19 protein-coding genes and 2 pseudogenes are annotated in these 22,735 nt (G+C 69.2%); 6 read left to right on the top strand and 15 right to left on the bottom strand.

Annotated elements, in window-relative coordinates; all coding sequences use genetic code 11:
* Positions 1-49 precede the first annotated feature (49 nt).
* Positions 50-793 carry a hypothetical protein gene (locus EKO23_RS00975; RefSeq protein ID WP_134713133.1) on the bottom strand — a complete coding sequence of 248 codons (744 nt, stop codon included), beginning with the start codon at positions 791-793 and terminating at the stop codon, positions 50-52.
* A 535-nt stretch (positions 794-1,328) separates the two neighbouring features.
* Positions 1,329-5,600, bottom strand: coding sequence for an nSTAND1 domain-containing NTPase (locus EKO23_RS00970; protein WP_281280831.1), 4,272 nt, complete (start codon positions 5,598-5,600; stop codon positions 1,329-1,331).
* 190 nt (positions 5,601-5,790) lie between these two features.
* On the opposite strand from EKO23_RS00970, the gene EKO23_RS00965 reads away from it, so the two are divergent.
* The gene (locus tag EKO23_RS00965) at positions 5,791-6,363 is read left to right on the top strand and encodes a hypothetical protein (RefSeq protein ID WP_134713129.1); all 573 of its coding nucleotides are present in this window, start codon (positions 5,791-5,793) and stop codon (positions 6,361-6,363) included.
* Positions 6,364-6,523: 160 nt separating this feature from the next.
* The gene (locus EKO23_RS00960) at positions 6,524-8,392 is read left to right on the top strand and encodes a P-loop NTPase fold protein (protein ID WP_167880265.1); all 1,869 of its coding nucleotides are present in this window, start codon (positions 6,524-6,526) and stop codon (positions 8,390-8,392) included.
* A gap of 229 nt (positions 8,393-8,621) precedes the next feature.
* Here the strand turns inward: EKO23_RS00960 and EKO23_RS00955 are convergent, their stop codons facing one another.
* Together EKO23_RS00955 and EKO23_RS00950 are read right to left on the bottom strand one after the other, a co-directional pair.
* Complete coding sequence (locus EKO23_RS00955; protein WP_167880264.1) at positions 8,622-9,047, bottom strand: DUF1707 SHOCT-like domain-containing protein; 426 nt, start codon at positions 9,045-9,047, stop codon at positions 8,622-8,624.
* On the bottom strand, positions 9,047-9,742 hold the full coding sequence (locus EKO23_RS00950; RefSeq protein WP_217702392.1) for a PadR family transcriptional regulator: 696 nt from the start codon (positions 9,740-9,742) through the stop codon (positions 9,047-9,049). The genes EKO23_RS00955 and EKO23_RS00950 overlap by 1 nt, the downstream gene beginning before the upstream one ends.
* A 429-nt stretch (positions 9,743-10,171) precedes the next feature.
* Here EKO23_RS00950 and EKO23_RS00945 point away from each other — a divergent pair, with 429 nt between their 5' ends.
* The 3 genes and pseudogenes from EKO23_RS00945 to EKO23_RS26005 all read left to right on the top strand — a co-directional run.
* Positions 10,172-11,581: a hypothetical protein gene (locus EKO23_RS00945; protein ID WP_134713121.1), complete on the top strand. Its 1,410-nt coding sequence runs from the start codon at positions 10,172-10,174 to the stop codon at positions 11,579-11,581.
* A 190-nt stretch (positions 11,582-11,771) separates the two neighbouring features.
* A pseudogene (locus tag EKO23_RS26635) lies at positions 11,772-11,904 on the top strand (transposase); the annotation flags it as partial.
* 1 nt (position 11,905) lies between these two features.
* Positions 11,906-12,073, top strand: a pseudogene (locus EKO23_RS26005) (IS3 family transposase); the annotation flags it as partial.
* Positions 12,074-12,078: 5 nt separating this feature from the next.
* On the opposite strand, the gene EKO23_RS00940 reads toward EKO23_RS26005, so the two are convergent.
* Positions 12,079-12,735 (bottom strand): response regulator, encoded by a 657-nt coding sequence (locus tag EKO23_RS00940; RefSeq protein WP_134713119.1) that lies wholly within the window; start codon positions 12,733-12,735, stop codon positions 12,079-12,081.
* Entirely contained in the window at positions 12,732-13,871 is a 1,140-nt protein-coding gene (locus tag EKO23_RS00935) for a sensor histidine kinase (protein WP_134713117.1), read from the bottom strand. The genes EKO23_RS00940 and EKO23_RS00935 overlap by 4 nt, the downstream gene beginning before the upstream one ends.
* A gap of 123 nt (positions 13,872-13,994) precedes the next feature.
* Here EKO23_RS00935 and EKO23_RS00930 point away from each other — a divergent pair, with 123 nt between their 5' ends.
* Entirely contained in the window at positions 13,995-14,525 is a 531-nt protein-coding gene (locus EKO23_RS00930; RefSeq protein ID WP_246050834.1) for a DUF6326 family protein, read from the top strand.
* A 425-nt stretch (positions 14,526-14,950) separates the two neighbouring features.
* On the opposite strand, the gene EKO23_RS00925 is transcribed toward EKO23_RS00930, so the two are convergent.
* From EKO23_RS00925 to EKO23_RS00890, 9 genes are all read right to left on the bottom strand, one after another.
* On the bottom strand, positions 14,951-15,649 hold the full coding sequence (locus tag EKO23_RS00925) for an alpha/beta fold hydrolase (RefSeq protein WP_134713115.1): 699 nt from the start codon (positions 15,647-15,649) through the stop codon (positions 14,951-14,953).
* A gap of 13 nt (positions 15,650-15,662) precedes the next feature.
* Positions 15,663-16,109 carry an SRPBCC family protein gene (locus EKO23_RS00920; protein ID WP_175582641.1) on the bottom strand — a complete coding sequence of 149 codons (447 nt, stop codon included), beginning with the start codon at positions 16,107-16,109 and terminating at the stop codon, positions 15,663-15,665.
* Between the two features lie 150 nt (positions 16,110-16,259).
* Complete coding sequence (locus tag EKO23_RS00915) at positions 16,260-17,603, bottom strand: amidase (RefSeq protein ID WP_167880263.1); 1,344 nt, start codon at positions 17,601-17,603, stop codon at positions 16,260-16,262.
* A 307-nt stretch (positions 17,604-17,910) separates the two neighbouring features.
* Positions 17,911-18,144: a DUF3099 domain-containing protein gene (locus tag EKO23_RS00910; protein WP_134713109.1), complete on the bottom strand. Its 234-nt coding sequence runs from the start codon at positions 18,142-18,144 to the stop codon at positions 17,911-17,913.
* 142 nt (positions 18,145-18,286) lie between these two features.
* Positions 18,287-18,439: a hypothetical protein gene (locus EKO23_RS24980; protein WP_167880255.1), complete on the bottom strand. Its 153-nt coding sequence runs from the start codon at positions 18,437-18,439 to the stop codon at positions 18,287-18,289.
* A gap of 14 nt (positions 18,440-18,453) precedes the next feature.
* Entirely contained in the window at positions 18,454-19,116 is a 663-nt protein-coding gene (locus EKO23_RS00905; protein ID WP_134713107.1) for a class I SAM-dependent methyltransferase, read from the bottom strand.
* Between the two features lie 99 nt (positions 19,117-19,215).
* A complete protein-coding gene (locus EKO23_RS00900) occupies positions 19,216-19,959 on the bottom strand; it encodes a hypothetical protein (protein WP_134713105.1) in 744 nt (247 codons plus the stop codon).
* Between the two features lie 254 nt (positions 19,960-20,213).
* Positions 20,214-22,394, bottom strand: coding sequence for an MMPL family transporter (locus tag EKO23_RS00895; protein ID WP_134713103.1), 2,181 nt, complete (start codon positions 22,392-22,394; stop codon positions 20,214-20,216).
* 11 nt (positions 22,395-22,405) lie between these two features.
* The gene (locus EKO23_RS00890; RefSeq protein ID WP_217702391.1) at positions 22,406-22,714 is read right to left on the bottom strand and encodes a hypothetical protein; all 309 of its coding nucleotides are present in this window, start codon (positions 22,712-22,714) and stop codon (positions 22,406-22,408) included.
* Positions 22,715-22,735 lie beyond the last annotated feature (21 nt).

Genomic DNA, 22,735 nt, shown 5'->3' with positions numbered 1-22,735 from the left:
CGACATTGCGTCCCTGCCCTCGAGGTCTCGGAGCGCGCGGGCGCGGCCGTCAGCAGCGGGACCGGGTCGCTGCGGCCGCCGCCCGGTAGGCGCGAACCTGGTCGTTGCCGGTGTGCCAGCTCTGCAGCCACATCTGTGTCGCCTCCTCCGGGGTCATCTCCCCGCGCCGGAGCATCTCCATGTGGTGGACGTGCTCCTGCCAGGTCCCCAGAGCGGTCGTCGCCAGGCGCATCGTCTGGTTGCGTGCTGCCACGGCCCGGTGGCACGTGCGCTCCTCCGGGTCCCGCCGCGCCGACGCCGGTGGTGCCGGGCAACGGGCGGTGCGCCGGTCGAAGTGCCGCCGGCCGGCCGCGGCGCGCTCCAGCCGTCGCGAGGCTCCGACCCGGGTCTGGTCCCAGAACTGGGTGGCCTGGTCGAGGGTGATCACACCGGTCACGAGCTTGTTCATGGCGCCGATGTGCACCTGCCACTGGGCGAGCGAGGCCGCCGCCGCCTTCAGCGGCCGTTCCTGCGCCGCGAAGACCTCGCGACACCGCGTCAGGTACGTCGTGCCGCCGGTGTCGCGCGAGGAGGCCGGCGAGGCCGCCGCGTCGTCCGGGTGGTCTCCCGAGAGCGCCGCGCGCTGCTGGTCCCCCGCCGGCGGCGTGGAGACCGCCTCGGGGTCCAGCGCGGTTGCGCCCCACCAGACGATCGCCACGACCAGCGCTCCGGCGAGCGCCCCGCCGACGAAGGCCCAGACCCGGGTGCCGCCCGGCTTCTCCGGCGTGGCCGGATCGTAGGTGTACAAGGTCATGCTGGTCCCCCTGACTGCGCATGCGACGGTGCCTGGGCCACATCGCTCGGCCTGGTCCCACCCAGCTGAGCGACGGGCGCCCCGACCGGGCCGGGGACTCCACGGTCTAGGGGCGATTCGAGGGTACGAAGCATGCCGCGGCCTGCGGTTCACCCCTGCGGGTGGTCTTGCTGGGCCGCTGCGACCTGTCCTTGCGGCTGGTCCCAGTGCCGACGGGCGGGAGTTTGCAGATTCCGGCGTCGGGTACGCCCTTTCGGGTAGGTAGGTGTTCGGGGAGTGTGAGGATCACAGCGGCACCGCCACGGTCGGGGTTGGCCCGAGAGCAGTTCTCGGCCGTGGAGCGAAGGAGTCCGCGATGTGCACCGCTACGTCCCCGGGTGGGACCCTGATCTGTGAACGTGAGGAATGCGACGGGCGCGGCCATGTGTGGGTGCACGCGTCCTCGGTGCCAGACCCGAAGGCCGGCTGATGGCGTCCCCTTCCGGACGCTCCGGCAAGGTCGCGAATCGCGCGGTACCGCAAGGTCGGTGGTGGTTCAGGACGGACAGGTCTCCTGGTACCTCCGGCCAGGAAAGTGCTCCTCCCACTCGGCCTTGGTGAAGTCACGACCCGCCAGGCGACAGGCGAACGTGATCGCGTAGTCGGTGCTGGTGTCCCACTCGTACACGGGCCCCTCCCACAGCGGTGCGATGATGACCGAGTCCGTACCTTCGCCGAACTCTGCAGCGATGGGGTGCTGCGGTGTGGCGACATGGGCGAGCTGGAGACCTGTCTCGCCGTTCCAGAGGCTGACAGATCCGTCGGCACCGGTGGTCAGGATGCGCTCGCCATCGGTCGAGTAGGCGAGGGAGTCGACAACACCGTCGTGGCCGACCACCGGCGGCCGGACCGGCTCACCGGATTCGGTGTCCAGCACCAGCACCTCACCACGCCCGCTCCGGGCTCCGCCGATGGCGGCATGGCGGCCGTCTGGGGAGAAGGCGACCCTTCCCAGGTCCATGTCGACGTGATCGTGGTCGAGAACGTCGCCCGACTCGAGGTCGACCAGGGCCCAGCCCGTGATCGACTCGGCCCAGAAACCTGCTGGGTCCAGAGGTCCGGTGAGTGCCAGGGCCGTGTGGTTGTCCGGCCCGGCCGAGACGCAACAGACGGGTTCATCGAGCTCCACCGAGCGACCCACCGGGGTCAGGGAGGTCGGATCGAGCATGCTCACCCGCCCGGACAGCTCGGCCATCGCGAGGCGGCTGCCGTCGGTGCTGTAGTCGATCGCGCTGACGTAGGGGCCCGACGATCGGCCCATCCCGGTCAGCCGGCCGGACTGCGCATTCCAGATCCGGATCTCGCCGCCGGTCGCCAGGGCGTAGTGGATGCCGTCAGGATGCCAGCTTCCCCCGCCCCGGGCGGGGCGGTAGCCGTGGCCGCGGTCCAGCCTCGTCCCGACGCGTCCGGAATCGACGTCGAGGAAGCTCACGTGGCTCTGGGTGGGGGCGGTGGTCCGCGTGCCCTCGTCGGAGACGTTCGAGTAGGCGATGAGCTTGCCACCGGGAGCGGGCTGGACGCCGACCTCTCCACCACCGAGCTCCGGTGGGGCAACGGTGACCTGGCGGATGAACCGTCGCTGCCCGTCCAGGTCCCAGTGCCGCAGCGCGCTGTGTCCCCCGGCCGTGTAGAGGGTTGAGCGATCTGCACCGAAGTCGACGACATCCCCGGCCTCCCCGAGGGGGAACCGGTCCAACAGCTCGCCGGTGGCGACGTCCCAGGCGACGGCTTCCCGGTTGAAGGTCACCGTCGCGACCCTGCTTCCGTCGGGGGAGAAGCTCGGAATCCACCCGCTCTCCCCGGCTCCCCTGAGGTGCCGTCGCAGGTCGCCGGTCTCGGCGTCGAGCAGCACCAGCCCTGCGTCGTCGGATCCGGCCAGGAACCGCCCGTTCGGGCTCATGGTCAGTTCCTCGACCGGCTCGGCCAGGTGCACCCCGACGGACGTCCCGGTGGGGAGGTCGTGAATCGTGAGTTGCTCGATCGGGTCGGAGGGGGCGGTCGTGTAGAGGCGGCGACCATCGACGCTGAGGGCGACACTGACGGCCTCGTGCAGCCCGATCCTGGTGGGTCGCGAGGGAGCGTCCAGGTCCCACACGACCGCCTGGGGCGAGGTCCTCCGGAGGGTGGCGCCCTTGCCCCGGACGCGCCACAGCGTGGCTGCCAGATGGCGTCCGTCGCGGCTCCACGCCAGGTCGTTGACCTGCCAGCGCCTCCGGGGAGGGGCCTCGGGCTGCAGGCGCCGGGCTTTCAGGGTGCGGACATCGAGGAGCATCACCGGCTGCCGGGCCGGCGCCGCGATCACGACGGCAAGCGTGTCACCGTCGGGGCTGAACGAGGCCTGGCCACTCCACCACGAGAGCTGTGCCTTCGACCCGGCCTGGTACTCCCCGAGTTGCCGCCCGGTCCCCGTCGCGTAGAGGCGCACGTGGTTGGTCTTGTCGTAGGTGGCGACGGTACGGCCGTCAGGACTCATGTCGAAGGAGATGATGTGGGGGCCGGTCAGCTGGGTGGACTCGATCAGCCCGGGGCGTCTCGCGAGCGCACCGAGCAGGCTGCTGCGGGTTTCCGGTGAGTCGTCGAGCTTGACCCCCGCGACGGCAAGCAGCATCGACTCGTCTGTGTCCTCCGAGACCAGTGCTCGGGCACCGGCTCGACGGGCTTCGGCGGCAGTGGCCGCCCGGAGGGCGCCGGCGGCGTTGTCGTCGGCCGACCTCTTCTGTACGACGGCGAACGCGCCTGCGACTGCGGCGAGCGCCAGGAAGACGACTGCGCCCGTGAGGGCCACCCTGAGCCGCTGGATCAGTCGCGCCTGGGCGCGGGCCCGGTCCCGTGCGGCGCGCTGCTCGCCGAGGGCCACCGCCTCGGCACGATCCAGGAACGCCGCCTCGTCCGGAGTCAGCACAGAACCGCTCCTGCCGCGCCACTCGAGCGCTTTAGCGAGACGCGTGCCGCGGTAGAGCTCGCTGTCGGGGCGTCCCAACGAGTTCCACGCGTCTGCGGCGCCCGTGAGGTGGTGGAGGATGCGTTGACCGTCGACGTCCTCCTGCAGCCAGGCTCCGAGTCGGGGCCATGCGCGGGCCAGTGCCTCGTGGGCCAGTTCCACGACGCCGTCGTCGCTGGTGACGAGCCGCGTCCCCACGAGCAGGTCGATGAGGTGGTCGTGGGCGGGGTCGCCGACCACGAGTCTCCTCGGGACCCGGCTGCGCACCGGCTGACCGTCCAGCCCCGGGATCACCAGCCGCAGCAACAGGTCGCGGAGCGCGCGACGCTCGTCCTCGTCCACCTTTCCGTAGACGTCCTCCGCCGACTGGGCCACGGCCCCTCTGATGCCCCCGGAAGCCTGGTAGCCGGCCACTGTCAGGGTCCGGCCCTCCCGGCGCAGCCAGGTCTCCTGCAGCACGTGGGAGAGCATCGGCAGGGCGCCCGGTTCGCCCTCGACCTCGCGGACCAGGAGGTCCACCAGCCCTGGTTCGACGATGAGCCCGACCTGCCGTGCGGGGCCTTCGATCGCGGCCTCGAGGTCCTGGGGGGCCATCGCGGCGAGCACGTACAGTCCCCGCTGTACCAGCTTGGCGAAGCCGGGATGTCCCGACACGTCGCCCATGCGGTCCGCGCGCAGCGCGACAACCACGGGAGCGGCCCGCGCATGTTCGACCAGCCAGTCCAGGAACGCACGTTGCTCGGCGGCGTCGTGGCACAGCGAGAAGACCTCCTCGCACTGGTCCACGACCAGGGTCGCGGGCCGGGACCGGCGGGCCGGGAGCGCTGACGATCTTTCCAGGGGGTGCGCGCCGGGAACGATGGTCACGACCGATCGGCCGTCTCGTTCCAGCGCGGCCGCGACCCCGGCTCGCACCAACGACGACTTCCCGCTGCCGGACGGGCCGACGACGGCCAGGACACCCTCCGCGGCCAGCAGCTCCAGACACGCGGCCACGTCGCCGTCGCGACCGAAGAAGCTCTCTGCGTCGGTCACGTCATAGGGCGTCAGTCCGCGGTAGGGGCACCGTTCCTCGGGAGAAGCCCGCGCGGGTTCGACGAGAAGGCCCGGTTCCTGCCGCAGGATGGCCTGCTCGAAGGCCACCAGGTCGGGGCCCGGGTCCAACCCGAGCTCGCGGACCAGCACCTGCCGCAGCCGATGCAGAGTCCGCAACGCCTCACCCTGCCGACCCGACTGGTACTGCGCCAGCGCCAGCAGCTGCCATCGTCGTTCCCGGAGCGGCGCCGCACGGACCATCGCCTGTGCCTCGGCCAGCACCTCGCGGTGATGTCCGGCCTTCAACGCGGCCTCGAGCCACAGCTCCTCTGCCTCCCGTCTCAGCTCCTCGAGGCGCTCGGCGTACTGGTTGCCGGGCTCCCACTCCTCCAGGTCCACCAGGGCGGGTCCGCGCCACAGCGAGAGTGCGTCGCGGAGCGTGAACGCGGCGAGCTCGTGGCTTCCCAACGTCAGTAGCTCGCGGCCTCGTTCCACCGCTCGCTCGAACACCTGGCCGTCGACGGCGTCGGCGGGAAGGGCCAGCCGGTAGCCACCCGGCGACGTCACGATGGACTGGGGACCGAGCGCCTTGCGCAGCCGGACCACGCACCCCTGCAGGTTCTTGTGCCACGACGCCGGCGGGATGCCCGGCCACACCGCATCGGCCAGACGCTCCGCACTGAGTACCTCGCCGGGGTGCATCGCGAGGGCCGTCAGCACGATCCGATCACGTGAACCGAGCCGGACGGCGCCATCGTTCACGACCAACGGCCCCAACAGGGCGATACCCATCTCCTCACAGTCCGCGCCCCCGCCACGGGCCGTCAATGGCGCATGTACCGCAGAGATACCAGCGGAGCGCAACCGAGGTACCGGCGTGGCGACGACGGGATACCGCGCGGACACCGCAGAGGCACCGGGTCCTGCGAGAACGGTCAAGACAGCCGGGACAACCATGTCTCGCGAAGCAGAGGAGTCTCTGATGATCCGACTTCGTTCGCTCACCAGTTTCGCGGCATTGCTTGCAGGATTGGCCATCCCCGCGCTCGGCGTCGAGGCCACCGCCTCCGCGGCGCCTGGAGAGTGGGAGGCGTTCCACAACGAGTTCAGCTTTGTCGAGGAGGACAGCTGCGGCGTGCCCGGCCTGACGCTGGAGCAAGTCTTCGTGGTGGACGGCAGGTCGAAGGTCACCGTCCATGGCCCCGACGGTATGCACTACTACGCGGCGTTGGAGCAGGTTGCTCGCACGGTGACCAACGTGGCAACCGGCGAGTCCGTGACCCAGGTGATCGACCTCAGGTTCGCGGACCTGAAGGTGACGGACAACGGGGATGGCACCTCGACCATCATTTCGCAAAGACCAGCGCGCGTCGTGTACCTCCAGGACGGCCGGGTGATTGCGCGCGGCGCGACCCTCGTCCGCTTCGAGGCGTTGTGGGACAACGGTGGTACTCCGACGGACCCGTACGACGACGAGTTCCTCGAGGAGGTGATCATCAAGGACGTCGGCAATCCGGCTGACTTCTGCGCGACGGTCATCCAGGCCGTCGGCTAGTCTCGCGCCCCCGTCCCGGCTCGTCGGGACGTTCGCGAGTGGTGGGGCCGCGGCGTCGCCACCCAGGCGCTCGCCCTGTTGGTGGAGGAGGTGTCGGTCCGGCCGCTGTATGCCCAGTCGCAGGTTGTCGTGTTCTGACGGGCGAGGCCAGACTGGTCGCGTGGAGAGTCAGGAGTATCGACTCCTCGGAGACCAACCCAGCACGTCTGGCTCCGACGCGCTCGGGTTCCATGATGTCAGCCAGCGTCTCAGCGAGCTGGTCATCACCTCGCGCCAGTCGTCCCCTTTCACCGTCGGTGTGGACGGCGGGTGGGGGTCGGGCAAGAGCTCGTTGATGATGCGCCTCAAGCTTGAGCTGGATCGCCGGGACGATGTCGAGACTGTCTGGTTCAACGCGTGGACCGCAGAAGGAAAGGACGTGCTTGAGAGCCTCATCAAGTCGGTGTTGAACAGGATCGACACCAACATCCTGCGCCGGGCGATGAAGCGGAAACGGCTGTTGACCGTCTCCCGTGTGGCCGTGATGTTCGTACTGGACGTCCTCAGGGTGAGGTCCCTCGCCGACGAGCTCTGGCGTCAGATGCAAGTCAATGTGGAAACTCGAAACGAGATCCAGGCGCTTGTGCAGTCGACGATGGATGACTGGATGTCCAGGGATTCGGGGGTCGGTCGTCGGCTGCTTGTGGTCTTCATCGATGACCTGGATCGGTGTTCGCCCGCCAGCGTCCTGCAGGTCTTCGAAGGCATGAAGCTCTACTTGAACGCGACCGGGTTCATCTTTGTCATCGGATACGACAAGCAGATCATCTCTCGAGCCATCTCCGGAGAACTGGGCTACGAGGACGAGGTGACGGCCCTCGACTACCTCGAGAAGATCGTCCAGTTCTCCTACGGAATAACTCCCCCCACCGACGACCTTGCCCAGGCCCTCATCGATGACTACCTGACGACGGCCAACATCGGAGGACTCGTTGAGTCCTCCGAGCGCAACTTTGTCATCGACAGGAGCGGACGAAACCCGCGCAGGATCAAACGCTTCATCAACAACTTCGTTCTTGCCTACCAGCTCGACCAAGAATGGCGCGACATAGGCGCCGAGAGTCTTCTGCGCGCCTTGATCCTGCAGATGTACTACCCCGACGCCATGGAGTCGATCTGGCGTCGAAGAGGCGCCGACCTCTTCCAGGAGTGCCTCGACTTCGTTGAAGCACGGCGACTGCTGCGCGGAGGTGGGGCGAATCTGGACGACGAGGAACTCGCCGTCATCAAGGCGGTGTTCATCTCTTACAACCTCAATACCGAGATGGTCGGGAAAGCTCCTGCGGAGGAGACACTGCGCGTTCTGCAGGAGGAGGTTCCATCGATAGTCCTCAAGTGCTCCAATGACCAGGAGTTCGTCGAACTGGCTCGCAACATCGGAGCAGGGCCCGAGCGCGAGAGGTTGCTGCAGAAGCTGGAGCTGCGCTGGTCGACGGCTGGACTACCCCTTGCGACCGAGCCCAGCGAGCTCCCACGTGAAGCACCAATACCGACCGAAGGGAGTGGAGGCGGACGTGTCTACATCTCGTATCGACGGTCCGATGCCGCGCATGTGGCGGCCCGACTCGGAGACTTCCTGCGCAACGCATTGGGTTCCGGTCAAGTGTTTCTCGACGTCGACAGCATCAAGGTCGGCGATACATACCCCGACGCTCTCCGGACCGGGATCGAGCACGCCATGGCGGTGCTCGTCCTGATCGGGCCGCAGTGGCTGGATTTCGAGTCCGGCTCTGGACGGCGGCGACTCGATGACCCCGCCGACCACGTTCGACAGGAAGTCGAGCTTGCGTTGGAACTCGGAAAGCGCGTGGTCCCGATCCTCATCGACGGGGCACCAATGCCGAGCCCGGGCCAACTCCCACCATCGTTGGCCGGGCTTTCGAGGCGTAATGCGCTTCGGATGAGCCCCGAGACCTTTGCTGCCGATGCAAGTCGGATCCTGGAAGTGTTGGGACAGCTCAGTCCGGGCACGGGCGTGTCCGCCTCGTAGGTGTCCCTGCAGACGTTCGGCGGCAGACGTCGACGCCCTCGGACTCTGGACCTCACCCGCCAGGGTCTCGCTCCCGCTCGGCGAGTCGAAGTCGAAGCGTCGCACCGGTTCGGCGCGCAGTCACGCGCCGGTCCTCCGGCACCTGTTGGTCGGCAGGTTGTGGATGTGCTGGCGCCGGTCTGGGCCTCTCTCGGACGTGGCGACGTCTGTTGGGTTGGGGTTCCGCCCGTCAACGCGGCGAGGGGCGACCCCACATGGCTCGCCGGCGGTGCCGGCTCAGGACGAACGCCACGACCAGGAGCCCGGCCAGGAACACCGGCACATGCATGGCCACAGTGATCCCGAGCAGGACCACGAGGACGACCACTACGGGAGCCGATGCGTCGCGCCGTCCGGCGCACGGGCGCGGGCCGGTCGACCAGTGGGCGCGTTCCGTTGGCCGTGCCCAGGGTTCGGCTTCCCGGGGCGGGCCGTAGGGACCGGGCAGGTCGCGGAAGATCGGGAGCAGGTCGCCCTTGGTGCGTGCGGCCCAGACCCGGTCCGACCGCTCGGCGTGCTCCTCGGTCGAGAGCCGTCCCTGGGTGTAGTGCTCGGCGAGGTCGGCGGCGGCTCTCTCTCGCTCCGCGTCACTGATCCGCAGCTGGTCGTCGTCCATCATGCGTCCTCGGCCGTGTCCTGGTCGGGGTCGCCATCGGCGAGCACGCCGTACAGCTTGCGGCGGGTCTCGACGAGGATCCCGACGGCAGCCCGCCGCTGGGCGTCACTGCCGGTGCTGACGATCTGCCACACCGCCCCCATGAGCTGGCCGATCTCGGGGCGTAGGTCGCCGAAGCCGCCCGTGTCCGCTCCGTCCGGATCCGCGAACGGCGCCCACACCGCCGTCAGCTGGTCGGCGTGGTCGGTGACGTACTGCTCGCCCGCGGCCGTCAGCTTGAGGCTGCGGCGGCTGCTCAGCTCGACGGTCTGGAGCAGCTCCTCGTCCTCGAGCTGCTGGATGGTCGGATACACCGAGCCCGGACTCGGCCGCCAGGCGCCATTGCTGCGTTCGCTGATCTTCTGGATGACCTGGTAGCCGTTGATCTCCTCGCCGTTCTGCTGCGCCGTGTGCACCACGTCGAGGATCGCGGACCGCACGTCGCCGCGGCGGACCCGCGGCCCCCGCCCGGGCTCGGCCTGGGCCAGGCCGAACAGGCCGGCCACCCACGGCGGCGGTCCCGGATTGCCCGGCCGGCCGAAGCCGCCCGGTCCCCAGCCACCCCACGGGCCGCCCGCCCCGCCGCGACGGCCGTGCTGGTGCCACTGCTGCTCGCCGTGGCGCGCCCACTGTCGGTTGTATCCCTTGGATCCCACGTCCGTACTCCCATGTGTCTGCCGGGGCGCGTGGACGACGATTGGTGACTGTCGTCGCACTGTCGCGATATATCGTGAGCGTACGTCGGGCGGTGCGCCAGCGCAAGGCAGATGCCCGGTCAACCCCTGGGCGGGGCCCATCTGGACAGGCAGCCCGGGCAGAAGCTGCGGGCTGCTGGCGTCGCCCTGCGATCCGGAGACCACCTGGACCACCGATGGTCGGCCCCGTGGTCGGCCCCGTGGTCGGCCCCGTGGCTGCACGGACGCTGCGGTCCGGCGCACCCGGCCCGGACCGGTGCTGCTGTGATCATTTCTCAAGTGGGCTGCTCAGCCCGGTCCATCCGCAACTCTGCGGATGGACCGGGCTGAGCAGCCCGGGCATTCTGGATGTGCTCGAAGCTCGAGCCTCGCTGACGCGCGGGAGGGCCGATGCCGCTGCGACTGCTGACGGTCAACGCCGCCGCTGCGTTCGTCACCTGTACCGCTCTGCTGCCCGGGTGCCTGGACATCACACCAGCGACCGGCATCACCGCCAGCCGGTCCCTTCGGGTCACCGCGGCCGATCCGATCTGGGCAACACCCGAACTGGTCGTGCCGGCGGATCTCCGCCCTGAGGAAGCCCAGGTCTTTGCCGAGCCCAGCGGCCGTACCACGGTCACCTGGTTCCCAGACGGCGGCACCGGCCTGTACGCCAGCACGAAGGATCCAGACACTGGCGTCTGGAACGACCCGCTCGCGTTGGACCCCAACGCGTCCGCAAGTCTGGAGTCAGACCCCAGCCCAACACTGCTGTTGGCCGAATCAGGCGAGCTGACCGTCGGCTACTGGCGGTGGCGTGACCCGATGTACCTGCCAGACCTGTGGACCGTCACCCGCAGCCCGGACGGCATCTGGGACACGCCCGTGAGGGTCAACCCGCCCGGGAGCCACACCTACGACTTCGGCCTGACGATCGACGGAGCAGGCAACATCACGGCCGCCTGGGTGCAGCGCCGCGTCGGCGCCGGCGAACCGTTGCGGTTGGTGATCGCCCATCGCCCCGCCGGCGGAACCTGGTCGCAACCCCGCTTCCTGACCGGTACCGGCACCCGCGTCCGATCCGTCGCCCTCGACGCGGCACCCACAGGCGAGGTCACCGTCGCCTGGACCGGGATCTTCACCCGACCCGGTCACCCCCGCCTGCAGGCGCTGCGCGCCCGCACCCACATCCCCGGCACCGGCTGGTCTGAGGTCGAGCGGATCACGGCCCCCACGGAGGAGGCCAACCGCGCCGACGTGGCCGCCGTCCCGGGCGGGCGGGCCAGCATCGCGTGGGACTACGCAGGCTACGGGCCGGTCACGGTGGCGTCCCGGAGCAGCGCAGGCCGCTGGACCAAGCCAACGGTCATGACGAAGGGACGCCACATCGACTCCTACGACCTCGCCGCCGCAGCCGGCCTGCGAACCCTGACCTGGACCGCACCCGCCGGCTCCCTGCTTCCGTGGCCCGAGCACCGGCGCTACATCGGCATCCGGGTCCGCGGCAGCAGCGGCTGGAGTCCCGCAACCCGCCTTTCGCCGCGAAACCGTCAGGCAGCGTGGCCAGGGGCACACATCACCTCCGACCGACGCGTCGTCGTCCACTGGCAGGAAACCCCGTCCTACAACTTCGAACACTGGGATCCCACCCTGCGCACGCGCGGCACCGACGGCACCTGGTCCGAAGCCACGACACTCGCCCCGATGGGAGCCGGTACCCGACGATTCGCGGGCACCTACCTCGACACCAACGACCTCATGCACGTGGCTTGGAAGGGATCCGACGGCGCCGTGTGGGTCGCCGAGCAGCGGCCCGACTGAAGCACCACGGCCAAGTTGGCCGGCACCCACACCCGGGTCTTGAACGGGAGGAACAACGCCGGACGGGTCCACACCATCGACGTCGTCCAGTGCGCGTCGACTCGCATGCTCATGGCGTGACCCCGGTTAGTCGGTCCATCGATTGTGAGAGTCCTTGCAGCCTGCGGGAGCGGGCGGGAAGGCTTACACCCTGTCGACGAAGAGGAAGCGGCACACTGCCTGAGCAGGTGGTCCGGAAGCTGACCGAGGCTGACCGGCTGCTCGCCCAGGGCGCCAATACCGCCGAGGTCGCGCGCCAGTTGGGCGTCAGCGAGCAGACCTGGGATCCAGCGGCTGCGGCGCGAGGAAGGCCTCCGTGTGGTCTTGAAGCGTCGCCGCACGCGGGTCGGGTCCTCCACGGTGCGGCCGGTGCCGTCCGCGACCGGCCCGAACATGGTGTGGGCCATCGACTTCCAGCTCGACTCGACCACCGATGGTCGGCCGGTCAAGATCCCCCACTAGTCGGCTCTCACGCGTCTGGTGTCGTATGCCCACATCGCGATCTCGACGCGGTTGCGGGCGCCGAGCTTGGTCATCAACGATGCGACGTGGGTCTTGACCGTGCTCAGGCCGACGAAGAGCTCTGTGGCGATCTCGGCGTTGGTCCGGCCCCGTGCCACCAGCGCGAGCACCTCCTCCTCGCGCTCGGTGAGCGGGTCGATGGGCTGGACCGGTACCACCGGCGCCTGGTCGGCGAAGGTCGCCAGCAGCCGGCGGGTGACGTTGGGGGCGATCAGCGCGTCCCCGTTGGCCGCCGCGTGGATGGCCTGCACGAGGAGCTCCGGCCCGGCGTCTTTGAGCAGGAAGCCGCGGGCGCCGGCGCGTAGGGCGCCGAGGACGTACTCATCGAGGTCGAAGGTGGTGATCACGACGACCGCCATCGGGTCCGTCACGTCTGGCCCGGCCAGGTGGCGCGTCACCTCGACGCCGTCGAGCCCGGGCATCCGGATGTCGACGAGGAGGACATCGGGACGCAGCCGGTTCGCCATGTCGAGCGCTGCGAGCCCGTCTGCTGCTTCTCCCACGACCTCGAGGTCGGGTTGCGCGCCGAGGATCATCACCAGCCCGGTCCGGACCAAGTCCTGGTCGTCGGCTACGACGACGCGGATGCTCATGCCAGCGCCTCCACCGGCAGCACGGCCTCGACCACCCAGCCACCCTCGGGCCCCGGCCCCGCGGAGAGCGATCCGCCGAGGAGCTGGGCGCGTTCGGCCATGCCCAGCAGGCCGAACCCAGGCTCCGGGGCAGGCCCCGGCTCGGTCTGTCCATCGTCGCTGACACGCAGCCTGACGGCGTCGCCCTCCCGGCGTACGTCGATCCCGACGCGGGTCGCGCTCCGGGCGTGCCGTACGGCGTTGGTCAGCGACTCCTGCGCGAGCCGGTAGAGCGCGGCATCCACGGGCCGTGCCAGCCGGGTCAACGAACCGTCCAGCGAGACCTCGACGGTGGGCGTCGCGTCGGCGCGCGCCAGAGCAGGCAGGTCCGCGACACCCGGCTGCGGTGAGTAGGCGACGGCTTCCTCCTCACGCAGCACCCGCACCATGGATCTCATCTCCGCCAGGGTTCGCGACGCTTCAGACTCGATCGCGGCCAGGACCTCGGCAGCCTTCTCTGGCTGGATGCCGGCGACCACGCCACCGGCCTGCGCCTGCACCGCGATGGCCGAGACGTGGTGGGCCACGGTGTCGTGCAGCTCGCGCGCCAGCGCCACCCGCTCCTGGTTGCGGATCTCGCGCTGCTGGCGATGCCAGAGGTCCGCGCGGTAGCGGAACACCGCCGCGAGGGCGACGAACAACAGCAAGAGGACGCTCCCGCCGAAAACGTCGGCCCAGCCCGCAGAGGAGGCGTACATGCCCAGCGCGACGACGACTGTCACGAACACCGTCCCCAAGACCATCTCCCGTCCCGAGCCCCACCGCACCAGGGAGTAGAGCAGGATCAGGACGGCCATCATGGAGTAGAGGCCGAGGTCCCCGGCGTGCGCAGTCAGCTGGAGGACCGAGAGCAGCCCGGCGACGCCCCACCCGACCAGGGCGGCCATCAGGGGGCGGCCCCGCCGCCAGAGCAGGGCAGGCATCAGCGCCAGGGCGAGCACCGTCACAAGGGGTCGCCAGGCCAAGCCCGGCCGCACGATGCCCTCGACCAGGGCGGCGGCCGCGAACACGCCCACCAGCAGCCAGTCGAGACGACCGATGGGTGGGGCGTCAGCAGGCCGCGGCTCATGCCAGATGGAGCGCCGGACAGTGACCACGGCTCCAGCCTAGGGATCGGTGCGCCTCGGCGTACCCGCCGAAAGAACGAGAGAGAGACCATGCCATCGGCCAGGCGAACCCCAGCCTCCGGGCCGAGGCGCCCGCCGCCGGACCCAGCGATCGTGGACCTTCCGATCCTCACCACAACAACGGAGCCCATGATGAGAACACGTCAACCCACCACCGCCACACTGGAAGACCAGCGGATCCCGGTGAGAGCCAAGCTCGCCGCAACGTGGACAAGCTTCATGTTCCTCTATGCCTACGTGGACATTCTCAACTTCTTCACGCCCGGCGTCATCGAAGACATCCTCGACGGCAAGGTCTTCGAGTTCGACCTCTCCCAGACCTTTTCGACCACGGCCCTGACCCTCGTGGCCATCCCGATCCTCATGGTCGTGTCGTCGATGACGCTGCCCGCCCGGGCGAACCGCATCACGAACCTGATCGTGGCCTCGCTCTACGTTCCCGTCACGGCATTCAACGCGGTGGGCGAGTCCTGGCTGTACTTCTACGGCCTTGGCATCGTATTGGAATTGATCCTTCTCGCCCTCATCGTGCGGTTCGCCTGGACCTGGCCCCGCACCGCACCGTCGGCGACCATGGCGACCAGCCCGGACCGTGAAGCCGTTCGCGCCCGGCAGCAAGCGTGAACCCAAGAGCAGTCCCCGTCCTGGCCCTCCAAGGCCCTACCGGCAGGTCAGGTCCCCGGATGCGCACACAGGCCCACCGCATCGTCGATTCGGGCAACCGCCCGAACGGCCTGAGCCGACATCCGGCACGTAGCCAATGACGCACCTCACTTGACGTGAGTGTGTCGATCCACGCACGAGCGCGAATCGGCTTCGGCGTATGGGTCCCGGGGGTTGGGCCCGGGTGTCGCGCAGACAGGACCCGGACGGATCACCGGAGGTCTCGGTGGCTGCTCCAGCCGGCTCAGGCCTCACCCGAGCCAGGCGGATGCTTCCGATAGGCAACACGCGGAATGTCGCGCACCAAGCGACCGAGACGGCTTCGCGAAGATTCGCCGTCTTGGGCGATGGATCCGACTCATCAGCCTGACCTGGCGATGGTGCGGCTACTCGGCCAGGTCGATCAAGGCTGCCGCGACGATGTCGGGTGCGTAGAGCAAGCCCAGGTGGTTCAGGGCCAGTTCCCGCAGGTCCCAGCGGGCGTCATGGCGGATCGTGTCGATCAGCTCCCGGTCCTCGTCGTCGACGTCTTCTCCTTCGGGCGGTTCGATGCAGAGCAGGTAGGTGTGCGGGACCTGCCAGCGCTGGCCCCCGGTGTCCGGGTAGACGTCGGCTTGGGCGAGCGGTTGCGGCCTCTCGCGTTCCGCCACGAATGCCCGCAGTGCCGGGTCCGACAGGGTGTCAGACAGATCGTCGGCGGTAGGCGGCGGCAACCACCCCGCCGCGAGCTGCTCGACGGTCGGCTCCCACTCGATGGGCTGTCCTTCTTCAGGGACCAAGCCGTCGAGGCTGACCACACGGCCCAGCCGTTCCGGGACTCGGTCGGCTGCTCCGTCGGCGACGACCGCGCCATAGGACCAGCCGACGAGGACGACGTCGTGGAGATCCTCGAACCACAGGTGCTGGACCACGTCCTCGATGTGCGTGAGCAGTGTGATGTCGGGCGGTGCAGCGTGGGCGCGCTCTCCGAGGCCGGTCAGGGTCGGCGCTGTGGAGTCGTGGCCCGCCTTCCTGAGCAGTTGCGCCACTGCGCGCCACTGCCAGCCGCCACCCCAGCCGCCGTGGATCAGGACGAAGTGCGTCATCGAGGGTTCGGGGTCAGGTGTCGGCCTCGAGCATCTCCTTCAGATTCGCCAGGTTGGTACGCACCGTCCGAGCCTGGGCTCGGGTCACGATCGGGTCGCCCAGCTTGCCGAAGATACCGCCGAGTCCGGACTCGGCGTCGATCCGGTAGGTGAACCTGGTGCCGCTGGCGGTGGGTTCGAGCGTGTAGTAGATCTCGAACGGCAGCTTCCCTTCCACGCTCTTGGTGTGCGACCGGGCCGGTGGGTCGTACTCGACGACCTCGGTGACCCAGTCGAACTTCCGCCCGAGGACGTTGGTCGCGCCCCTCCACTGCGTGCCGATCCCGACGTCGCCGGCGGTGACCTGCTCGATGTGGCTGATCTGGCTCTCGAACGCCGGGATGGTCTCGGTGGCAGTCAGGAACGCGAACACATCTTCAGGGCTGCGGTCGATGTCGATGGACTCTTCGACGGTGGGCATGGTCCCCACCCCTCTCGAATGCGAAGGCCTGTCAATCCACATTGTTGCCCGGTTGCCCGTAGGGCCATAGCCCGATCTGACCAACGACGCGCAGCCACGGCTCATGCTTGAACCGTTGCCATGGCTCGACATGCCGAGCCGGGCACGCCGTCAGAGGCGGAAGGGCTCGTAGCCGGCGGCCGCCTGGGGCCAGGGGTGCTCTCTCTCCCAGTGGGCAGCGAGGTCGAGCAGCCAGCCATCGCAGTACCGAGGGCCCGTGATCTGAAGGCCGAACGGCACCGCCCCGCACATACCTGCTGGGAGGGTGATGGCCGGGTGGCCCGTGACGCTTTGGAGGAAATTCACGTAGACGTTGTCCCGGATCTTCCCATCGGGATCGTCGGGGTGGGGTCCTCCCTCCGCGAGCAACCCCGCCACGCCGACTGTCGGGGTAGCAAGGAGCCGGTCTGCACCGAGGAGGTCGTCGACGGCCCTGGACAAGTCGAAACGTCGTCGTCTGGCCGCGAGGTATTCGTCGATCCCGATGGTGAGTGCATCGGCCAGGAAGCTGTGGGCACTTGGATGCATCCGGTCAAGGCCCTCCGTCACCCAGTCGCGGCCTAGAGCGGAAACGTGCTCGGCCGATGCGAGGGTGAACCAGACATCGACCAGCTCGTCGCGTTCGACTGGCTGGCCAACGCCAAGTCGTTCGACCGGGCACCGACAGAGCTCAGCGAACTCCGCCGAAGCCTGCTCGAACGCTGCTGCCACCAGTGCCGGCAGCGGGATCCCGTCGCTGAATCCTGTCCCCACGAGGAGCCGAGTCGGCAGGGCGGGGTGCGTGCCACCGCCCCGGATGCCCTGCCCGGGCGCGACGTCGGGGTCGCCGGGCTCATGTCCGGCGAGGATGTCAAGTAGCAGTCGCAGATCGGCGACGGTAGTGGCCAACGGACCGTCGGTGGACAGGTCGATCCAGTCCGGTAGCGGCCGTCGCGCCACCATGTTGTGGGTGGGCTTGATGCCGACGAGCCCACAGAACGCAGCCGGCTCCCTGATCGACCCAGCACCGTCGGTCGCCGTCGCGATCGGCACCATCCCGGCGGCCACGGCGGCAGCAGATCCGCCGCTGGAACCCCCCGGAGAATAGTCAAGCGCCCAAGGATTGCGTGTCACGCCCGTGAGCAGATTCGCCGTGAAGCCCTCGCACGCAAACTCCGGCAGAGCAGTCTTGCCGACCACGATCGCGCCCTCCGCCCGAAGGCGCGCAGGAGCAAGTCCATCGCGTTGGGCGGGGGCAGCATCGGCGAGCAGGACGGAACCCTTGCGGGTCGGCATGCCCGCGACATCCTCCAGGTCCTTCACAAGCACGGGAACACCGCAGAGCCGTCCCAACGGTGTGGATCCATCCATCGCTCGGGCCTCGGCGATGGCTTGCTCAGCGCGAAGATCCACGACCGCGTTGAGGGCCGGGTCGAGCCGTTCGATCCGCCGCAGCGCCTCCTCGACGGCGTCCACTGCTCGAACCCGCCTCGTCCGAACAGCCTCGGCGGTCTGCAGTACCGGGCCAGCACGAGCGGCCATCACCGCATCATGACACGCGAACCGATGACACCATGTGAGCCGCATTCGCGGCCGCTCATCCGCCACGTGCATGTGTCTCGTAGCGCCCGGCACGGAATGGGAGCCGGAATGGGACACGATGGCGAAAGCATCAGATGAATTCCGGATGGAGCAACGCACGCGACAGCGTGTCGACACGCCGGGCGCCGCCTGAGCCGTCGCGCGGTCAGCGCCCCTTACAGAACCACCGCCACCGTGGTCGTCAACGGTCCTCACCCCAGTTGGCGACGATCGCGGCGATCGGTGGGAGCAGGGCGGCCACGACCGACATGGCCACGGCCGCCGACGTCGACCACAAGCGGACCACGTTCCAGGCCAGCAGGATCAGCACCAGGCAGACGCCCATCAGGGCGAAGTACCATCGCTGCCGCCGGCGCAGGCGCTCGCTCTGCGGCTTGCGCACGCCGCCAGCCGTGACGCGCTGGTGTCGTCTCATCACCTCCACCCTTCCACCTTGGTGTCGGAAATGCCGGGGTGCGACGAGTCGCTCAGCGGGACGATCCCTGTGCTGCTCGCGGATTGACTGCAGCAAATCCGGGGACGTGTCGCCGTCGCCCGAGCTGGCGTGCTCCGATCCGTCAGAGGCCCGTGGCCAGAATTGCCTCGAGGACCTCGACGACGAGCCGGTGATCCTCCAGCTGCGGCAGGCCGGAGACCGCAACGCTGCACGTCCGCTCATCGGGCACCCCCTTCATCGGCCTCGAGCCGGTCACCATCGTCGGGTCGATCATCGTTGTCAGGCCAGTCATCGTCGTCGAGCCAGGGTCACGCCATCTGCGATCGGCAGCAGGCAGAGGGTGATCCGGTCGTCCTGGGCGAGCTTTGCGTTCAGCGCCTGGATCGCCCGGGTGTCCTTGTCATCGGCGTCCTGCTGGAGCACCTTTCCGTCCCAGAGGGTGTTGTCCAGGGCGATCAGCCCGCCGGGCCGCACCAGTCGAAGCAACCGCTCGTAGTACCCGTCATAGCCGGCCTTGTCGGCATCGATGAAGGCGAAGTCGAACGAGTCCTCCTCGCCGGCAGCGAGCAGCTGGTCGAGCGTCTCGTTGGCGGGCGCGATGCGGAGGTCGATCTTGCCCGCGACGCCTGCCTCGTTCCAGTACTTGCCGGCCAGCGCTGTCCACTCCTCAGAAATGTCGCAGCAGACGATCTGACCGTCCTCGGGAAGAGCGAGCGCGACGGCCGTCGACGAGTACCCCGTGAAGGTGCCGACCTCGATGCACCGGCGCGCCTCCATGAGCTTGACCAGCAGGGCGAGAAAGGCTCCCTGCTCCGGCGCGATCTGCATGCCGTGTTGGGGAAGCGCTGCGGTCTCCGCGCGCAGCCGAGCAAGCACGGCGGGTTCCCGCGTGCCGACGTGGACGACGTACGCCGCCAACTCGTCGGAGATGCCGATCGTCTTGTTCGCCATGGCTCGACTGTAGACGCGCGCCAGACGGCGAGGACCAGCGTGGATCGTTCCCAGCTGCGGTGGGGAGTCCGCGTCGATCACCCGGCGGCGTCGGCTCGGTCAGTCGCCCGTGGGGCGTGCGACCTCGCCCTCGTCCACGTCGACCCGGTTCGGTGCGCCTCGGCGCCGCAGGATGGAGATGCCCATGCTGGCCATGAACACGAAGAACCCGAGGAACCCCAGCACCGACAGGCCCTCGATCACTCCCGACAGCGGGCTCAGCAGGCTGAGCCACCCGCCAACGAAGCCGACGAAGAGCGCGAGCCACCCGATCCACGCGCGCACCGCGTGCGTCTTCAGGATCGCCATCCCCAGCATGGGCAGGGCGATCCCCCAGCCGAGGAAGTTCCCGGCACCGTTCGTGACAAGGGCGGTCGCCGCCAGCGTGTCGAACGTCGCGCCCATCGTCGCCTGACCGGCGGGGCCCGCGTCGACGTACGCCGGCACCAGCTCGTAGGCCATCGCGATCGGGAGCAGGTGCGAGAACGTGACCAGCGTCAGGCCGACGGCACCGAGCACCGGCGCGAGGATCATGACACGACCGGCGTCCTGGAGGACGTCGTAGAAGCCGAAGAGCGCCACGATGCCAAGGAAGCCCATCAGGATGATCAGCCAGGCGCCGGTGAAGAAGAGCTCCCCGGCGTCATCGACGTCCGCGATCCACTGACGGCCCGACCGGCCGGTCTCCGGAAGCAGGTCCTCGACCCCGCTCGAGCCCAGCGCGACCCCGCCGAGTACGAAGCACCCGACCGTGGAGATGGCGGAGATCGCTCCCACGGTGGACAGACGCGGTGACTGGATCATGGCGACTCCCTCGGTCTCGGCGTCGCCCTCCCGCGACCAGCGTGGAACAGATGGAGCCTCCCGGTCCATAGCCCGATCGACCCCGCCGAAACGGGCTCGACCCCGCCGACGGTGACGATGGCGCAGCTCGACGGCCGCACCGAGCTCGCGTTGAAGCGGTCGGTGCCGCGAGGCCGCTCCCGGTAACGCGCCTCCGCCGACCCCCGGGGAGTGCGGGGGCCGGCGAGCGGCTTCGTGCTGGTCTTCGCTGAGCGTCAGCGACCGACGAGCTCCTCGTTCACAGGGTCGCTGCCCGTCGGAGTGCCCGGATGGCTGTCGAGCCGGGCGTCCCGTTCGACGGACAGGTGGGGCAGGACCCGGTCGAGCCAGCCGGGCAGCCACCAGTTCGCCTTGCCGAGCAGGGCCATGGTGGCCGGGACGAGGACCATGCGGACGATGGTGGCGTCGACCAGGACCGCGGTGGCGAGGCCGAGCCCGAGCATCTTGAGCGACGGGACTGGGCTGGCCACGAAGCTGAGGAAGACAGCGACCATGATCAGTGCGGCGGAGGTGACGACCCGGCCGGTGCCGGCGAGGCCGCGGGCGACGGATTCGACGTTGTCGCCGGTGGCGTCGTACTCCTCCTTGATTCGCGAGAGCAGGAACACCTCGTAGTCCATGGAGAGCCCGAACAGGATCGGGAACATGATGACGATGATGAGTGAGGTGATCGGCGTCGGTCCCTGGAGGCCGAGGAGGTTGGCGCCCCAGCCCCACTGGAAGACCGCGACCAGGACGCCGTAGGCGGCGCCGATGGAGAGCAGGTTCATGACCGCGGCCTTGAGCGGGACTGCGATGGACCGGAACACCATCATCAGCAGCAGGAAGGACACGGCGATGACGGCCCCGATGAGCAGCGGCAGCGTGCGACTGAGCTGGGCGTTGAGGTCGTCGGTGATGGCGGTGATGCCGGAGACGTAGACGTTGCCGGGGATGATCTCGCGAACGCGGTCGATGGTGGTCGAGGTGTCGGGGTCGGCCGGCCCGGTGGTCGGGGTCGCGGTGAAGACGACGGTGTCGCCGTCGGCGGAGGTCAGCGGCTGACCGACCGACGCGATGCCGGGCACCGCCGCGATGTCCTCGGCCACTGCCTCGATTCCGTCGGCGTCGACACCCGCGGCGTCGAGGTCGGCGACCAGGGTCAGGGGCGCGTTGATGCCTTCGCCGAACCCGTCGGTGAGCAGGTCGTACGCCTGCCGGTGGGTGGTCTCTTCCGGCGCGTCGCCGGCGGCCGGGAAGGCGGTCTGCATCGCCACGGCCGGTGCGGCGACGGCGAGCAGTGCGACGACGGACGCGACCAGGTAGGGCCAGGGCCGGGCCGAGACGCGGTGTCCGAACCGCCACCAGATGGTCTCCTCGGCGGCCTTGGCGGTGTGGTGCCGGCGTCCGATGCGGCCCTTGTCGATGCGGTCACCGAGCAGGCTGAGCAGCGCGGGCAGCAGGGTGATCGCGGCGGCAACCGCGGAGGCGACCATCAGCGCAGTGGCCAGGCCGATCGAGGTGAGGACGCCGACCCCCGTGATCGCCAGCGCCGTGGTCGCGACGACGACGGTGCCGCCGGCGAAGACGACTGCGGCGCCGGAGGAACCCATGGCGTTGCGCAGCGCCCGGCCGTTGTCCTGCCCGTTGGTTCGGTTCTCCCGGTAGCGGGCGACGACGAAGAGGGCGTAGTCGACGCCGACACCGAGACCGACGAGGCCGGCGACGGGAATGGCGGACACCGACACGGTCATGGGGTTGGCCAGCAAGGTGATGGCGCCGATGCCGGCACCGACAGCGACCAGGGAGAGGCCGATCGGCAGGACGGCGGCGACGGCGGTGCCGAACACGACCAGGAGGACGACGAGGGCCACGAGCAGGCCGATGCCGACGTGGCCGGAGGTGCTGTCCTCGGAATTGAGGAAGACGGCGTCGCCGCCGAGCTCGACGCGCAGGTCGGCGCCTTCGAGGCTCGAGACGCCGTTCGACAGGACGGTGAACGCGGGCTTGCCCATGTCGCGTTCGGGGACGTCGAGGGTGAGCTCGGCGTAGGCGATGCGGCCGTCGGCGGAGATGGTGTCGGCCCGATAGGGGTCGGTGACGGAGGCGACGTGGGCGAGGCCGGTGACCTGGTCCAGTACGTCGGTCACGTCGGCCCGTTCCTCCCCGATGGTGGTGCCGTCCTCGGCCTCGAACACGACGACGGCCTTGCCCTTGGCGGCTTCGGGGAAGTTCTCGTTGAGGACGTCCAGTGCGCGGGCGCTCTGGCTGCCGGGTGCGGCGAAGTCGTCGGCGAACGTGCCGCCCGCGCCGGCGGCGAGGGCGAAGAGTGCGGCCAGGGCGAGCACCCAGCTGGCGATGGTGCGCCACGGGTGCCCCGCGCTGGCCTGGGCGACGGCGCGGGTGAGTCGATTCATGATCATGCCTCTCAGAGTTGTCGGGTGGGGCGCGTGGTGCTCGTGGCATCTGGTGCTGGATGCCCTTGTCGTGCTGGTGACGTGGTCGCGCCGGGCTCCACCGGGGTGACCGAGATCAGGGGGAGCCCGAGGTCCCTGAGTTGTTGCAGCAGGCCGTGCAGGGCGGCCTGGTCCACGACGGGGCCGGTGAGGGTGGTGGTGCCGTCGCCGGAGGTGAGGGTCATGCCGTCGAACCACGCCGACCACCGGGCGTCGAGGCGCCCCCGAAGGCGGATCTCGTACCAGCTGCCATCGGGTCGGCTGGTGACGGGCGTGTTCATGGCTGCTCCTCGTGTCGCACT

The sequence above is a fragment of the Nocardioides guangzhouensis genome, from assembly GCF_004519545.1.
Taxonomy (GTDB): Bacteria; Actinomycetota; Actinomycetes; order Propionibacteriales; family Nocardioidaceae; genus Nocardioides; species Nocardioides guangzhouensis.
This window is presented reverse-complemented; position numbering and strand designations above follow the sequence as displayed.

Excerpts from the sequence above, each read along its gene's own strand:
- EKO23_RS00975 (WP_134713133.1), bottom strand. The coding sequence starts at position 793 with ATGACCTTGTACACCTACGATCCGGCCACGCCGGAGAAGCCGGGCGGC.
- EKO23_RS00970 (WP_281280831.1), bottom strand. The coding sequence starts at position 5,600 with ATGGGTATCGCCCTGTTGGGGCCGTTGGTCGTGAACGATGGCGCCGTC.
- EKO23_RS00965 (WP_134713129.1), top strand. The coding sequence starts at position 5,791 with ATGATCCGACTTCGTTCGCTCACCAGTTTCGCGGCATTGCTTGCAGGA.
- EKO23_RS00955 (WP_167880264.1), bottom strand. The coding sequence starts at position 9,047 with ATGGACGACGACCAGCTGCGGATCAGTGACGCGGAGCGAGAGAGAGCC.
- EKO23_RS00945 (WP_134713121.1), top strand. The coding sequence starts at position 10,172 with ATGCCGCTGCGACTGCTGACGGTCAACGCCGCCGCTGCGTTCGTCACC.
- EKO23_RS00940 (WP_134713119.1), bottom strand. The coding sequence starts at position 12,735 with ATGAGCATCCGCGTCGTCGTAGCCGACGACCAGGACTTGGTCCGGACC.
- EKO23_RS00925 (WP_134713115.1), bottom strand. The coding sequence starts at position 15,649 with ATGACGCACTTCGTCCTGATCCACGGCGGCTGGGGTGGCGGCTGGCAG.
- EKO23_RS00920 (WP_175582641.1), bottom strand. The coding sequence starts at position 16,109 with ATGCCCACCGTCGAAGAGTCCATCGACATCGACCGCAGCCCTGAAGAT.
- EKO23_RS00910 (WP_134713109.1), bottom strand. The coding sequence starts at position 18,144 with ATGAGACGACACCAGCGCGTCACGGCTGGCGGCGTGCGCAAGCCGCAG.
- EKO23_RS24980 (WP_167880255.1), bottom strand. The coding sequence starts at position 18,439 with ATGATCGACCCGACGATGGTGACCGGCTCGAGGCCGATGAAGGGGGTG.
- EKO23_RS00905 (WP_134713107.1), bottom strand. The coding sequence starts at position 19,116 with ATGGCGAACAAGACGATCGGCATCTCCGACGAGTTGGCGGCGTACGTC.
- EKO23_RS00900 (WP_134713105.1), bottom strand. The coding sequence starts at position 19,959 with ATGATCCAGTCACCGCGTCTGTCCACCGTGGGAGCGATCTCCGCCATC.
- EKO23_RS00895 (WP_134713103.1), bottom strand. The coding sequence starts at position 22,394 with ATGAATCGACTCACCCGCGCCGTCGCCCAGGCCAGCGCGGGGCACCCG.
- EKO23_RS00890 (WP_217702391.1), bottom strand. The coding sequence starts at position 22,714 with ATGAACACGCCCGTCACCAGCCGACCCGATGGCAGCTGGTACGAGATC.